This is a genomic window from Streptomyces sp. NPDC006510, assembly GCF_040611955.1.
Lineage (GTDB): Bacteria > Actinomycetota > Actinomycetes > Streptomycetales > Streptomycetaceae > Streptomyces.
This window is the reverse complement of record NZ_JBEXPH010000226.1, coordinates 1-11,921: the sequence shown is the minus strand read 5'-3', so window position 1 is coordinate 11,921 and position 11,921 is coordinate 1. Positions and strand designations below refer to the sequence as shown.

Annotated in this window: 14 protein-coding genes; 6 read left to right on the top strand and 8 right to left on the bottom strand. The window is 69.1% G+C overall.

Annotation, left to right across the window (positions count from 1 at the left end):
* The coding region (locus tag ABZY11_RS38310) for a TetR/AcrR family transcriptional regulator (protein ID WP_356483592.1) at positions 1-578 on the bottom strand (578 nt) is incomplete at its 3' end.
* A gap of 102 nt (positions 579-680) precedes the next feature.
* Here ABZY11_RS38310 and ABZY11_RS38305 point away from each other — a divergent pair.
* On the top strand, positions 681-2,168 hold the full coding sequence (locus tag ABZY11_RS38305) for an MFS transporter (protein ID WP_356483591.1): 1,488 nt from the start codon (positions 681-683) through the stop codon (positions 2,166-2,168).
* 121 nt (positions 2,169-2,289) lie between these two features.
* Here the strand turns inward: ABZY11_RS38305 and ABZY11_RS38300 are convergent, their stop codons facing one another.
* From ABZY11_RS38300 to sodN, 3 genes are all read right to left on the bottom strand, one after another.
* Positions 2,290-2,769, bottom strand: coding sequence for a VOC family protein (locus ABZY11_RS38300; protein WP_356483590.1), 480 nt, complete (start codon positions 2,767-2,769; stop codon positions 2,290-2,292).
* Positions 2,770-3,252: 483 nt separating this feature from the next.
* The gene (locus ABZY11_RS38295; protein ID WP_356483589.1) at positions 3,253-3,681 is read right to left on the bottom strand and encodes a hypothetical protein; all 429 of its coding nucleotides are present in this window, start codon (positions 3,679-3,681) and stop codon (positions 3,253-3,255) included.
* 7 nt (positions 3,682-3,688) lie between these two features.
* Complete coding sequence (sodN, locus tag ABZY11_RS38290) at positions 3,689-4,084, bottom strand: superoxide dismutase, Ni (RefSeq protein ID WP_072483792.1); 396 nt, start codon at positions 4,082-4,084, stop codon at positions 3,689-3,691.
* A gap of 180 nt (positions 4,085-4,264) precedes the next feature.
* Between sodN and sodX the strand changes: the two genes are divergently transcribed.
* Positions 4,265-4,732 carry a nickel-type superoxide dismutase maturation protease gene (sodX, locus tag ABZY11_RS38285; protein WP_356483593.1) on the top strand — a complete coding sequence of 156 codons (468 nt, stop codon included), beginning with the start codon at positions 4,265-4,267 and terminating at the stop codon, positions 4,730-4,732.
* Here sodX and ABZY11_RS38280 read toward each other — a convergent pair.
* Positions 4,636-5,265: a CGNR zinc finger domain-containing protein gene (locus tag ABZY11_RS38280; protein WP_356483588.1), complete on the bottom strand. Its 630-nt coding sequence runs from the start codon at positions 5,263-5,265 to the stop codon at positions 4,636-4,638. The two genes, sodX and ABZY11_RS38280, sit on opposite strands and share 97 nt — an antisense overlap.
* An 89-nt stretch (positions 5,266-5,354) precedes the next feature.
* On the opposite strand from ABZY11_RS38280, the gene ABZY11_RS38275 reads away from it, so the two are divergent.
* The 3 genes from ABZY11_RS38275 to ABZY11_RS38265 all read left to right on the top strand — a co-directional run bounded on the left by ABZY11_RS38275 (position 5,355) and on the right by ABZY11_RS38265 (position 7,516).
* A complete protein-coding gene (locus tag ABZY11_RS38275; RefSeq protein WP_356483587.1) occupies positions 5,355-6,116 on the top strand; it encodes a class I SAM-dependent methyltransferase in 762 nt (253 codons plus the stop codon).
* A 147-nt stretch (positions 6,117-6,263) separates the two neighbouring features.
* A complete protein-coding gene (locus ABZY11_RS38270; RefSeq protein ID WP_356483586.1) occupies positions 6,264-6,752 on the top strand; it encodes a SigE family RNA polymerase sigma factor in 489 nt (162 codons plus the stop codon).
* A complete protein-coding gene (locus tag ABZY11_RS38265) occupies positions 6,749-7,516 on the top strand; it encodes a hypothetical protein (RefSeq protein WP_356483585.1) in 768 nt (255 codons plus the stop codon). The genes ABZY11_RS38270 and ABZY11_RS38265 overlap by 4 nt, the downstream gene beginning before the upstream one ends.
* Positions 7,517-7,630: 114 nt before the next feature.
* Here the strand turns inward: ABZY11_RS38265 and ABZY11_RS38260 are convergent, their stop codons facing one another.
* The 3 genes from ABZY11_RS38260 to ABZY11_RS38250 are packed head-to-tail and all read right to left on the bottom strand — an operon-like array spanning position 7,631 to position 10,325.
* Positions 7,631-8,398 carry an amino acid ABC transporter ATP-binding protein gene (locus ABZY11_RS38260; protein ID WP_356483584.1) on the bottom strand — a complete coding sequence of 256 codons (768 nt, stop codon included), beginning with the start codon at positions 8,396-8,398 and terminating at the stop codon, positions 7,631-7,633.
* Entirely contained in the window at positions 8,395-9,345 is a 951-nt protein-coding gene (locus ABZY11_RS38255) for an amino acid ABC transporter permease (RefSeq protein ID WP_356483583.1), read from the bottom strand. The genes ABZY11_RS38260 and ABZY11_RS38255 overlap by 4 nt, the downstream gene beginning before the upstream one ends.
* A gap of 29 nt (positions 9,346-9,374) precedes the next feature.
* On the bottom strand, positions 9,375-10,325 hold the full coding sequence (locus ABZY11_RS38250) for an ABC transporter substrate-binding protein (protein ID WP_356483582.1): 951 nt from the start codon (positions 10,323-10,325) through the stop codon (positions 9,375-9,377).
* A 521-nt stretch (positions 10,326-10,846) separates the two neighbouring features.
* Between ABZY11_RS38250 and ABZY11_RS38245 the strand changes: the two genes are divergently transcribed.
* On the top strand, positions 10,847-11,921 hold a 1,075-nt coding region (locus tag ABZY11_RS38245), incomplete at its 3' end, for a malic enzyme-like NAD(P)-binding protein (protein WP_356483581.1).

Here is an 11,921-nt window from a genome sequence, read left to right as displayed (position 1 = left end):
GCGGCGGCCTCGGCGGCACGGTCCGCCGCCGCCTCGTCGAGCGGGTCGCCGCTGGCCAGCAGCCGGTAGTAGAGCGGCGCCGACACGGCGCGGATCACCTCGTCCGGGTCGGTGCCCGCGGGCAGTTCCCCGCGCTCGACGGCCTCGGTGACGCAGCCGGACCACTCCTTGATGCGGATCGCGTAGAACCGGTGCAGCGCCTCGGCCGTGCGCGGATCGCAGGTGGCCGCGGCGATCACGGACCTGAAGAGCGCGCCCTGCCGGGGATCGGAGAGGGTCGTGACCACCAGCCGGGCGTTGGCCCTGAGGTCCTCGGCCAGCGAACCCGTGGCCGTACGGGGCGAGGACTGCTCGGCCATGTCATCGAGCAGGTCCGCGATCAGGCCGGTGGGGGTGGACCAGCGCCGGTAGACGGTCGTCTTGCCGACCTCCGCCCGTCGCGCGACATCGGCGAGGTCCAGGCGGTCGAAGCCGTGCTCGGCCAGGGCGTCGCCCGCCGCCCGCAGGACCGATTCACGGACCCGGGCGGTACGTCCACCGGGCCGGACGCTGCCCGGCTCCACACCCTCAGAAGCCATAACGGGTCTCCAGTTCCATTAATAACCCTTCCTCTGCTACGGTGACTCCCACCTTAACGGAACTCAAGTCCCGTTAAAATGTCTCCCTGAGGAAGACCCATCATGTCCGCACCCAGTCAGGCCCCGTCGGATGCGACCGGACCCGCCGCCGTTCCGGCCGCACCCCCGTCGAAAACCCCTGTGACCGTCCGTATGACCGGACGGCAGAAGCTCGTCCTCGCACTCCTCCTCGGCGCCCAGTTCATGATCGCCGTGGACTTCTCGATCCTGAACGTCGCGCTGCCGGTCGTCGGCGAGGGGCTCGGCTTCTCCCTCTCCAGCCTCCAGTGGATCGCCACCGCGTTCGCGCTCGCCGCCGCCGGCTTCACACTGCTCTTCGGTCGTATCGCCGACCTCGTCGGCCGTAAGCGGCTGTTCCTCGCCGGCATGGTCGTACTCGGCCTCTCCTCAGCCCTCGGCGGGCTCGCCACCTCGCCCGAAGTGCTCCTCGTGGCACGGGTGTTGCAGGGGCTCGCCACGGCGGCCGTCACCCCGGCCGGACTCGCGCTGCTGACCACCGCCTTCAAGGAGGGCCCGCTGCGGGAACGCGCCCTGGGTCTCAACGGGGCACTGATGTCCGCCGGATTCACCGCCGGGGCCATCCTCGGCGGCCTGCTCACCGATCTGCTCTCCTGGCGCTGGGCGTTCTTCATCAACGTGCCCGTGGCCGCCCTGGTGGTCGTACTCGCCCCGGCAGTCATCACCGACTCACGGCCTGCCGGCCGCCCCCGCCTCGACGTCCCCGGCGCGGTGACCGTCACCGGTGGACTGCTGCTGCTCGTCTACGGTCTGACGCAGGCCGGTGAGTCCGGCTGGACCAGGCCCACCACCCTGGCCGCACTCCTCGCGGGACTCGCGCTCCTGACCGGTTTCGTGGCGGTCGAGAAACGGGCGGCGGCGCCGCTGGTCCCCGTACACATCCTGAAGCGACGCAGCGTCATCTGGGGCAACACCGCCGGTCTGATCGCCTTCGTCACCGAGACCTCGCTGGTCTTCCTGCTCACTCTCTATCTCCAGGAAGTCCTCGGCTACTCGCCGCTCGCCACCGGCCTCGCCTTCGGTGTCCTGGGCATCGGCACGGTGATCGGCGGCACGCTCGGCGGCCGCGCCGTCGGCCGGTTCGGGAGCCGTACGACCATCGTCACCGGCGGGGCCGTCCAGGCCGTCGCCACCCTCTCCCTGGTGGCGCTCGGGACCTCGGGGGACTGGATCGCGCTACTGCTGGTGGCCACCTTCGTCGGCGGCATCGGCAACATGCTGATGATCGTCGGCTTCATGGTCACCGCGACCTCCGGACTCCCCGACGAGGAACAGGGCCTGGCCACCGGCCTCGCCACCATGACCCAGCAGGTCGGCATCACCATGGGCATCCCGGTCATGAGCGCGGTCGCCACCGCCCGGATGTCCGCCCTCGGCGACACCGGCCCCGAAGGCGTTCTCTCGGGGGTCTCGGTCGCGATCCTGATCAACTCGGCACTGGTGCTGGCCGGCGCACTGCTCGCCGGCGCCTTCCTCGGCCCGCGACGCGCGAGGAACGACGCGCGGGGGTGACGACGTGGGTGCGGCGCGGAGATGCCGGACGGACCAACGTCCGGCAGCTCCGCATCTCCGCATCCGGGCACCCTGGCATCTCCGCAGCTCCGCGTCCGCGCGGACGCGCGTCGGGGGCGTCTCAGCCCTCGTCGTGAGCCTTCCGCAGCGCGGCGATGTCCAGCTTCTTCATGGTCATCATGGCCGCGGTGGTCCGCGCGGCCTTCTCCGCGTCCTGGTCGCCGATCAGGTCGATCAGCGCCTCGGGGACGACCTGCCAGGAGACGCCGTACCGGTCCTTCAGCCAGCCGCAGGGCCCCTCCTCGCCCCCGTCGGTGAGACTGCCCCAGTAGTAGTCCACCTCGGCCTGGTCCGAGCACCGGATCTGGAACGAGATGGCTTCGTTGAACGTGAACTGCGGCCCGCCGTTCAGCCCGACGAACTTCTGGCCGTTGATCTCGAACTCGACCGCCATCGCCGATCCGGCGGGCCCGGGCCCTGCTTCGGTGTAGCGGCCGATCCTGCCGAGGCGGGAGTTCCGGAAGACCGAGAGGTAGTACTCCGCCGCCTCCTCTGCCTGTCCGTCGAACCACAGACATGTGGTGAAGCCCTCGGTGGTCATCGCTGTCTCCCCTCGTGTGCACAGTCCCGTCGTCTGCGCATGTCCACCCATACCGACCGATCCCGACCCGAAAACTCATCGGTGGCACCAGGAGCGAATCGACGGGGGGACCGGCCTCGGCCGACCTCCATATGGTCCCCTCGGGCGGGGCGAAAACCCCCCGGCGACACGGCCGCGTTCAAGGTAAACGGCTGTACAAACTTCTTTCTCGCGCCGGGGAGTTGCCCATGGAGTGACCGCGGCGGGATCGCGCGGTCCCGCAGACTGCGGCGCCGTGGCAGAGCGGCCCATTGCAATCGGCGTGCGGAGGTCACCCGTACGCCGACTGAGGGGAACAGGGCGGGCCTGCCCTCCCCGTCCGCGGGTTCGAATCCCGCCGGTTCCGCAGTCGACCGCAGGCGGATCGCGCCGGTCATCAACGAGCTCGACAAACGAACGGCGAAACCCGGCCCGGTGGTACCGGCGGGTGCCGGGGCCGGTCGGTCAGCCGCCGTCGGCGGCGGCCAGAGCGTGGCGGACCTGGTCGAGGGTGGGAACGCCCGCCGGCCCGTCCGGGGTCCGGTACACCCGGCACGTCAGCCCGGCGGCGCGGCCGGGCTCGGCGAACGGATCACGCCCGTCGATGAGGATGGTCGGCGAACCGGTGAAGCCCATGCGCTCGGCCTCGGCCTGCTCCGTGATGACGCGGGTGGTAACCCAGGTGTCCGCCGCCCCGGCCTCGTCGAGCGCCCGACGCAGCCGCTCGACGGCGGGCCGCGCGTGCGCCGCCATCGCCCCGCGGACCCGGGCGCACCCGTGCCCGGGGAAAGAAAACCGCACCCGGCCTGCCAGGACGCCGTGTTCGGCGGCCTGCGGGCCGGGTGCGGACAGGTAGGTAGCCAGACCCGCGAAAGCGCAGGTCAGGCGGCCCAACCAGGGATCAAGCCTTCTTGGTCTCCCAGAAGATCTTGTCGATCTGGGCGATGTAGTCCAGCGCCTTCTGGCCCGTCGCCGGGTCCGTGGAAGCCTTCGCGGCCGACAGCGCCTTCAGGGCGTCGTTGACCAGCTGGTGCAGCTCCGGGTACTTCTCGAAGTGCGGGGGCTTGAAGTAGTCGCTCCACAGCACCGAGATGTGGTGCTTGGCGAGCTCGGCGCGCTGCTCCTTGATGACCACCGCGCGGGCCCGGAAGTGCGGGTCCTCGTTGGCCTGGTACTTCTCCTGGACGGCCTTGACGGACTCCGCCTCGATGCGGGCCTGGGCCGGGTCGTACACGCCGCAGGGCAGGTCGCAGTGGGCGCTGACCTTCACCTTGGGGGCAAACAGGCGGGAAAGCATTGAGCTGTCCTTCCTCGTGATCGTCTTCTCAGGTGGGACATTACTCCGTGAGAGACGCGTTTTAGTGGGTGCCCCCGGGGGCTTAGGCCAAAAGTCCAGGGTGACGACGGGACCAGTGGCCGAATGTACGGAACGCTGTACGGGACGGTGTACTGGACGGAGCGGGGAGGTGCCGGAGAGATGCGGGAGGTGCCGGAGGTGCCGGAAGTGCCGGAGCTGACGCAGGAGCAGCCCGTGCGAGGGCTGGCGGCGCGTGTGCCGTTCCAGGTGGTGGAGGTGACCGGGCCGTCGATGGTGCCCACGCTCCATCACGGGGACTGGCTGCTGGTGCAGTACGGGGCGGCGGTGCGCCCCGGGGACGTGGTGATTCTGCGGCATCCGTTCCAGCAGGACCTGCTGGTCGTGAAGCGGGCCGCCGAGCGCCGCCGGGGCGGCTGGTGGGTGCTGGCCGACAACACCTTTGCGGGCGGGGACAGCACGGACTACGGGACGGTGCCCGAGGAGTTCGTACTGGCCAGGGTCCGGGCGCGCTACCGGCCGCTGAAGAAGGATCAGCGGTCGGTACGGGGCGTGCTGGCCTGGGCGGTCTCCGCGTTGCGGCCGGTGTCGGCCGCCCGTTCCGTCTCCAGGCGCTTGCGGGCCCGGTAGGCGGCCACATTGGCGCGGGTCGCGCAGCGGTCCGAGCAGTAGCGGCGGGACCGGTTGGTCGAGGTGTCGAGATAGGCGTTGCGGCACGGCGCTGCCTCGCACAGGCCGAGCCGGTCGACCCCGTACGAGGTGAGATGGAAGGCCAGGCCCATCGCCGCGATGGCGGCGTACCCGGCCGTCGCGTTCGACGGATGGTCGGCCAGGTGCATGTGCCAGTCCGGCTTGCCGTCCTCGTCCCGGATGTCGTGCCCGGAGATCTGCGGGCTGACCGGGAACTCCAGCAGCAGTGAGTTGAGCAGGTCGACGGCGAGTGTCTCGTCACCGCCGTCGGCCGCCTCGAAGACCGAGCGCAGCCGGGCCCGTACGGACCTGAAGCGGGTCACATCCGCGTCGGTCGCCCGCCGGGCCGCCTGGCCGTTGGCGCCGAACAGCTCGCGGACCGCCTCCACGGAGGTGAGGGAGTCCTTGTTGCGGGCCGGCTCCTCGGTGTTGACCAGACGTACGGCGTAGTCCGAGTAATAGGCCAGTTCCACTTGTAGTCCTTACGGCGTCGGTCTATGGTCGATGCGGCGAACGGTGTAATAGGCGTTTGTGGTTACAGGGTATTACATGGAGGTTTCTGATGACGGAAACATCGACAGGTACGGACTGGCGGGCCTGGCAGGAGAGCTGGGACCGGCAGCAGGAGTGGTACATGCCCGACCGCGAGGAGCGGTTCCGGGTGATGCTGGACATGGTCGAGGCCCTCGTGGGGCCGCGGCCGAGGGTGCTCGATCTCGCGTGCGGTACGGGAAGTATTACGGACCGGCTGCTCAAGCGGTTCCCGGAAGCCACCAGCACCGGCGTCGACCTCGACCCGGCGCTGCTCGCCATCGCGCGCGGCTACTTCGACGGCGACGAGCGTGTCACCTTCGTCTCCGCGGACCTCAAGGACCCTGAATGGGCGGGGCAGTTGCCGTACGACTCGTACGACGCGGTCCTCACCGCCACCGCCCTGCACTGGCTGCACACCGAACCGCTCTCCGCGCTCTACGGGCACATCGGCGGGCTCGTCAGGGACGGCGGGGTGTTCATGAACGCGGACCACATGATCGACACCGCGACGCCCCGGATCAACGCGGCCGAACGCGCCCACCGGCACGCCGCCATGGACCGCGCCAAGGCCGCGGGCGCACTCGACTGGGCCGACTGGTGGGCGCTGGCCGCCAAGGACCCGGTCCTCGCCGGACCGACCGCCGAGCGGTACAGGATCTACGGTGAGCACGCGGACGGCGACATGCCCTCCGTGCGCTGGCACACCGACACCCTGCGCGAGGCGGGATTCGGTGAGGCGCGGACCGTCTGGGCATCGCCCTCGGACACCCTGGTGCTTGCCGTGAAGTAGCGGCGGCAGACGCGGGGAGAGGCGGTACGGGACGGTTGCCCGTACCGCCTCTTCTTTTTCTGTCCGCTGCTGCAACCCGCCGTGCCTCCCACCGCACTGGAAGGGTGAGACGGTCCGCACCCGCGGACCCGGAGAGGGGCGCCGACGATGCGGATCGATGACGATGCCGCGCTGCACGCCTTCGTCGAGGGCAGACGTACCGCGCTGTTCCGCAGCGCGTACCTGCTGTGCGGCGACCGGCACGAGGCCGAGGACCTGGTCCAGACGACCCTGGTCAAAGTGGTGCTCGGCGGACGGCGGCACGGACGGCTCGACAACATCGAGGCGTATGCGCGCAAGACGCTGGTCAACACCTTCGTCGCGGGCCGCCGCCGGTTCTGGCGGCGGGAGCAGTCGTACGGAGAACTTCCCGACCGGGCCGACCACCTGCCCGACACGGAAACCGGCCTGGCGGTACGGGCGGCCCTCGCCCGGCTCACGCCCAGGCAGCGGGCCGTACTGGTGCTGCGCTACTGGGAGGACCTGAGCGTGGAGGCCACGGCCGAACTGCTCGGGATGCGGGAGAACACGGTCAAGAGCCATGCGGCTCGGGGGTTGGCGGCGCTGCGCGCCGAGATGGCGGAGGAATTGGTATGAACGACGTGCGTGAGCTGCTGGGGCGGGCCGCGGAGGACGCGGGGCAGCCGGAGATCTCCACCCGGGCGGTGTACGCCAGGGCGGCCCGGGTGCGGCTGCGGCGCCGGGGCGCCGTCTCGGCCGCGGCACTCGCCGTGGTCGCGGCCGGAGCGGTCGCGGCGCCGGGCCTGGCGTCGGGCCTGGCGTCGGAGGAGCCGCCGCAGGAGTCGTCGGTGGCGGCCCCCGTCGAGCTCGTGGGGAACGGCGGCCGGGCGAAGCAACTGGCCGAGTTGCTGCCGAAGGGCGTGGGGAAGGTCGAGCAGGTCTCGCTGCCCGTCATCATCAACGGCGACAAGGACAAGCGGGAGATGGACGGCCTGCACGGGCCGTTGGACGGGCATTTCGCCGTCCGCAAGGACGGCGGCGTCGGCTATCTCGTGATCGGTTTCCTGAAGGGCGAACCGGCCGGCGGGCAGGGCCCGGGCTCCGATCCGTGTGAGCCCGTCGCCGGGCAGCCGGGGCCGGAGGACTGCGTGAACGAGGAGCTCCCGGACGGAAGTGTGCTGTCGACCTGGAGCGACTCCATGAACGTCTCGGGCAAGCCCATGTGGGGGCGGGAGCTCGTCGGCCGGCTGGTGCTGAAGAACGGCGGAGTGCTGGCCGTCCGGGACAGCACCGGCCTGCGGAGCGAGCGGGCGCAGGGCCCGCTGCTCAAGAACCCGCCGCTGACCCGCGCCCAGCTGCGGACGCTGTTGCTCAGCCCGGAGCTGCTGCCGAAGAAGTAGAAGAAGCAGCGGGCGGACGGCAGAAGAACGTGGAGCCGCTGCCGGAGACGTCGCGGGCAGGGGAGGAGGGCGGTACGGACTCGGCGCCCGTACCGCCCTCTGCAGCACCCGCTCCTACAGCACCTTCGACAGGAACGACTTCGTCCGGTCGTGCTGCGGGTTGGTCAGCACGTCGCGCGGGTGGCCCGACTCGACCACCACGCCGTCGTCCATGAAGACCAGCGCGTCGCCGACCTCACGGGCGAAGCCCATCTCATGGGTGACGACGATCATCGTCATGCCGTCCTCCGCGAGACCGCGCATGACGTCCAGGACATCGCCCACCAGCTCCGGGTCGAGCGCCGACGTCGGCTCGTCGAAGAGCATCAGCTTCGGCTCCATGGCCAGGGCACGGGCGATGGCCACCCGCTGCTGCTGTCCGCCGGAGAGCTGGGAGGGGTAGTTCTTCGCCTTGTCGCCGAGGCCGACCCGGTCCAGCAGCCGCTCGGCACGGACCCTCGCGACGGCCTTGGACTCGCGCCTGACCTGGACGGGGGCCTCCATGACGTTCTCGATCGCCGTCATGTGCGGGAAGAGGTTGAAGCGCTGGAAGACCATGCCGATGTCCCGGCGCTTCAGTGCGACCTCGCTGTCCTTGAGCTCGTAGAGCTTGTCGCCCTTCTGGCGGTAGCCCACCAGTTCGCCGTCGACGTACAGCCGGCCGGCGTTGATCTGCTCCAGGTGGTTGATGCACCGGAGGAACGTCGACTTGCCGGAACCGGACGGGCCGATCAGGCAGAAGACCTCCTTCGGGGCTACCTCCAGGTCGATGCCCTTGAGGATGTGCGCGGCGCCGAAGGACTTGTGGACGCCCTCGGCCTTCACCATGGCGGTGGCGGTCATGCCATGCCTCCCTTCGGGCGGCCGAGGGACAGGAGATTGGCCCTGACCTTCTGGAACGGGGTGGGCGGCAGATTGCGGCTCGAACCGCGCGCGTAGTGCCGCTCCAGGTAGTACTGGCCGATGCTCAGCACCGAGGTCATGATCAGGTACCAGGCCGCGGCCAGGAAGTACATCTCGACCGGGGCTCCGGACCCCTGCCCGATGTCCTGGGCGTACTTGAACAGTTCGTAGAACTGCACAGCCGCCACCAGCGACGTCGTCTTGAGCATGTTGATCACTTCGTTGCCCGTCGGCGGCACGATCACGCGCATCGCCTGCGGGATCACGACACGGCGCAGGGTCTTGCCGTGGCTCATGCCCAGCGCGTGCGACGCCTCCGTCTGGCCCTCGTCGACCGAGAGCAGCCCCGCACGGCAGATCTCGGCCATGTAGGCGGCCTCGTTGAGCCCCAGGCCGAGCAGCGCCGTCAGCAGCGGCGTCATGAAGCTCGACCAGTAGTCCTTGTAGATCGGCATCAGGTTGATGTACTCGAAGACCAGGCCCAGGTTGAACCAGACGAACAGCTGGACCAGGACCGGGGTGCCGCGGAAGAACCAGATGTAGAACCAGGCGATCGACGAGGTCACCGGGTTCTTCGACAGTCGCATCACGGCCAGCAGAACGCCGCCGACGATGCCGATGACCATGGACAGCGCGGTCAGCAGCAGGGTCTGGGTGACGCCCTTGAGGATGCGGTCGTCGAAGAAGTAGTCGGGAACCGCACCCCAGTTGATCTTGCCCTGGCTGAAGGCGTAGATGATCGCGACGAATGCGGCGATGGCGATGACCGCCGAGACGTACCGGCCGTAGTGCCGGACCGGAATGGCCCTGATCGTCTCGTGGCCGGACGACGGGGTGGGGGGTATGGGCGGCTGGTCGGCCGGACCCGTCTTCTTGATGTCAGTCACAGAAAGAACCTTTCAGCGCCGGTGCCTTCTCAGGATCCGCCGTTCAGCTTGGCCTCGGTTACTGCACCGGCCTCAACGCCCCACTTGGAGATGATCTTGCCGTACTCGCCGTTCTTGATGATCCCGTTCAGAGCCGCCTGAACGGCCCTGGTCAGCTGGTCGTTGCCCTTGGCGATGGCGATGCCGTACGGGGCGGCCTCGACCTGTTCGCCGACGATCTGGAAGTCCTTGCCGCCGCCCGAGGTCTTCACCGCGTACGCGGCCACCGGGAAGTCGGAGGAAACGGCGGCGGCGCCACCGCTGCGCAGCCGGGTCTGGGCCTCCAGGTCGTTGTCGAAGGTCTCGATGGCGATCTTCTTGCCGTCGGCGCACTTCTTCGACTCGGCCTTGGCGAGGTTGTCCGAGACGGTGCCGCGCTGGACGGCGATCTTCTTGCCGCAGAGGTCGGCCCAGGTCTTGATGCCCTGGTCGTCGCCCTTCCGGGTGTAGATCGAGACGCCGGCGGTGAAGTAGTCGACGAAGTCGACGCCCTCGCCGACCTTCTTCTTCGTCTCGGAGTCGATGCCCTGCTGGCGGTCCTTGGTGTCGGTCATCGACGACATCGCCAGGTCGTAGCGCTTGGAGCGCAGACCGGTGATCAGCGTGTCGAAGGTGCCGTTCTCGAACTGGAAGGTCACGCCGAGCTGCTTGCCGAGCGCGGCGCCGATGTCGGGGTCGATGCCGACCGTCTTGCCGGACTTGTCCTTGAACTCGACCGGCGGATAAGCGATGTCCGAACCGACCTTGATGACGCCCTTGTCCCTGATCTCCTTGGGCAGGAGACCGGCGTACGGGGCCTTGGCCGACGCCGAGCTGTTCGTCGACCCGTTCTTGGTCTGGTCGCCACAGGCGGCCAGCAGCATGGTGCCGGCGACCGCGATGGCGCCGACCGCTGCGATCCTGGATTTCGCGGCCGTGCGACGTGTGGTGCTTGCGGTCATGATCGGGTTGCCTCCGGCAGGTGAGGGTGGTGTTGCCAGGTGGTATGGACACACGACTTCGGATGTCGCCCCCCTGTGGGATTAGGGCATCTTGCCATTCGGACTGGCTCAAACTGGTCGCTGATCGTGTCAAAATCAGATAACGGACGACCCTCGAACCTCACGAGGCCGGTACACAGGGCCGGACCATCTACGGGGTTTCCATCTTCACGCCGGAAGATCTGCGGCGCGTCTCGACTGGTGGACACTTTCGTCGCTTGGCGGACTTGTCCAGATATTCGACTATGAGTCACGTCACCGAGTCGATATGGACTCGTCCCTGACGCGGTCCGTCCGGTAAGAAAGACCTTTACACCCCTCATCCGGGGCTCAGGGCGCGTGTGCGGCGCGCCCGCGCGTATGTATTTCCCCCTGCCGGTGCGGGCCAACCGCCGACGCAGGGAACGTACGCGGTGCCCGCCCACCCCTCCTCAACCAGGAGTGGCCACCCTCAAACGATGAAGACTTAAGGGGTCAACACCATGGCAGCGGAGATCGTCAATCCTCGCAGCGACAGCACCACTGACAGCACCACCGATGAGCCGTTCGATCCGGCCTTCGCTCTCCACCGCGGGGGGAAGATGGCCGTGCAGGCCACCGTGCCCATCCGTGACAAGGACGACCTGTCCCTCGCGTACACACCCGGCGTCGCCAAGGTGTGCAGCGCCATCGCGGAGAATCCCGAGCTGGTCCACGACTACACCTGGAAGTCGCAGGTCGTCGCCGTCGTGACGGACGGCACCGCGGTGCTCGGCCTCGGTGACATCGGACCCGAGGCGTCCCTCCCGGTGATGGAGGGCAAGGCGATCCTCTTCAAGCAGTTCGGCGGCGTCGACGCGGTGCCGATCGCGCTCGCGACCACCGATGCGGACGAGATCGTCGAGACCGTCGTCCGGCTCGCGCCGTCCTTCGGCGGCGTGAACCTGGAGGACATCTCGGCGCCGCGCTGCTTCGAGATCGAGCGCAAGCTCCAGGAGCGGCTCGACATCCCGGTCTTCCACGACGACCAGCACGGCACCGCCGTCGTGACGCTCGCGGCCCTGCGGAACGCCGCGAAGCTGTCCGGCCGGAGCCTCGGCGACCTGCGCGCCGTCATCTCCGGCGCCGGCGCCGCCGGGGTCGCCATCGCGAAGTTCCTGCTGGAGGCGGGGCTCGGCGACGTCGCCGTGGCCGACCGCAAGGGCATCGTGAGCCGGGACCGCGAGGACCTGACCGAGGTCAAGCGCGAGCTGGCCGAGCTCACCAACCGGGCCGGGATCTCCGGTCCGCTGGAGAGCGCGCTGGCCGGCGCCGACGTCTTCATCGGCGTCTCCGGCGGTACGGTCCCCGAGGCGGCCGTCGCCTCGATGGCGCCCGGCGCGTTCGTCTTCGCCATGGCGAACCCGAACCCCGAGGTCCACCCCGACATCGCGCACAAGTACGCGGCCGTCGTGGCGACCGGGCGGTCCGACTACCCGAACCACGGGCTCGACGGGATGCGCAAACGCCTGGCGGAACTGGGCGGCCGGCTCACGGTCACCAGCTCGGTGGGCGACGGCACGAGGGTCCTGGGGATGA

What these genes read in the sequence shown, in the direction of transcription:
- ABZY11_RS38305 (WP_356483591.1), top strand. Translation starts at nt 681, where the DNA reads ATGTCCGCACCCAGTCAGGCCCCGTCGGATGCGACCGGACCCGCCGCC.
- ABZY11_RS38300 (WP_356483590.1), bottom strand. Translation starts at nt 2,769, where the DNA reads ATGACCACCGAGGGCTTCACCACATGTCTGTGGTTCGACGGACAGGCA.
- sodN (WP_072483792.1), bottom strand. Translation starts at nt 4,084, where the DNA reads ATGCTTTCCCGCCTGTTTGCCCCCAAGGTGAAGGTCAGCGCCCACTGC.
- sodX (WP_356483593.1), top strand. Translation starts at nt 4,265, where the DNA reads ATGCGGGAGGTGCCGGAGGTGCCGGAAGTGCCGGAGCTGACGCAGGAG.
- ABZY11_RS38275 (WP_356483587.1), top strand. Translation starts at nt 5,355, where the DNA reads ATGACGGAAACATCGACAGGTACGGACTGGCGGGCCTGGCAGGAGAGC.
- ABZY11_RS38270 (WP_356483586.1), top strand. Translation starts at nt 6,264, where the DNA reads ATGCGGATCGATGACGATGCCGCGCTGCACGCCTTCGTCGAGGGCAGA.
- ABZY11_RS38265 (WP_356483585.1), top strand. Translation starts at nt 6,749, where the DNA reads ATGAACGACGTGCGTGAGCTGCTGGGGCGGGCCGCGGAGGACGCGGGG.
- ABZY11_RS38260 (WP_356483584.1), bottom strand. Translation starts at nt 8,398, where the DNA reads ATGACCGCCACCGCCATGGTGAAGGCCGAGGGCGTCCACAAGTCCTTC.
- ABZY11_RS38250 (WP_356483582.1), bottom strand. Translation starts at nt 10,325, where the DNA reads ATGACCGCAAGCACCACACGTCGCACGGCCGCGAAATCCAGGATCGCA.